Origin of the sequence: Bradyrhizobium lablabi, assembly GCF_001440475.1 — a bacterium.
Lineage (GTDB): Bacteria > Pseudomonadota > Alphaproteobacteria > Rhizobiales > Xanthobacteraceae > Bradyrhizobium > Bradyrhizobium lablabi.
The window spans coordinates 1-1,140 of the sequence record NZ_LLYB01000005.1; the positions used below are offsets into that span (position 1 = coordinate 1).

Genomic DNA, 1,140 nt, shown 5'->3' on the forward strand with positions numbered 1-1,140 from the left:
CTTCCTGCGAGCGGCCCGCGGCTTCCGCCGCGCGGCCCTGCCAATAGCCGGCGCGCGCGAGCGCGGTCGGATTCGCGCTGCCGACGCCGATGCGCGCGAAGTGCTGGGCGGCAACCGCCGGATCTTTCAGGAACCGCAGCGCAATCCAACCGGCGGTGAATTCCTGCTCGGTCTTGTAGATGTCGCGCGTCGGCAGCGCCGCATCCCGCGCGATGAGATACGCGCTGCGATACTCGCCCTCGTCAATCATCTTGCGCGACAGCAGGCGCCGCTCGATCCACCATTCGTTGAGATTGTGCAGGCGATTCGGGTCTTTCGGCGCGCCGAGCATGAGCTGCGCGGCCTCGCTGAACTTCTCCTCGCGGCGAAGCAGCTGGATCCGCGCGAAGAGATAGCCGGTCTCGCCGTGCAGCTCGCGCGGCACCGCCTCGAGCAGCGCCCGCAGGTTGGAAGCCTTTTTGTTGGCCGCGATTCGAGCTTTCGCCAGCGCTACATGGCCGGACCCCAATCGTTTCGCGGCGCGCATGCCGCCGGCCTCCTGCTCGGTGCCGTAGAGCAGCGATTCCATGCGCGTCTTGTGGTCGCCTGCCGTCAGCAGCGGGCCGAACACGTCGAGTGCTGCGCTCTCGGTGTCTTCCGACATGCCGTCGTGACGCCAGGCCTCGCGGACCAGCCGCTCGGCGTTGGCGCGATCGCCGCGCGCGATCATCGCCTTGGCCAGCGCGAACTTGCCCTTGGCCGAGACCGGCGACTGGTTTTCGAACCACGACCACACCGTGGCGTCGTCGCGGCGATCGTCCCACAGCGCGGCCTCGATGCGCCGGCGAAGGAAGATCTGCGACGGCCAGGTCGGATTGGCCGACACGAACGCGCGGTAGCGCTCGACCGAGGCGTTGTTGTTGTCACTGCGCAGGATCAGCCATTCCGCGAGCTTGCGCGCGACCGGATCGGAAATCGACGCTTGCACCTGCGTTGCATCGCCGGGCTTTTGCTTGCGCACGAGCTCAATGACGTTTTCCAGCGCGTCCTTGTCGGCCTGCGACGTCGAGGTCGTCGCGGCTACCGCTGCGGGGGCCACCTGCTTGCGCGGAGGCGGCAGGGCGGCATGCTGGCGCGTGGCGGGCGCCAGCACAGGCGGCG

1 pseudogene is annotated in these 1,140 nt (G+C 68.4%); it reads right to left on the minus strand.

Annotated elements, in window-relative coordinates:
- Positions 1-1,140, minus strand: a pseudogene (locus tag CQ14_RS00025) (lytic transglycosylase domain-containing protein); the annotation flags it as partial.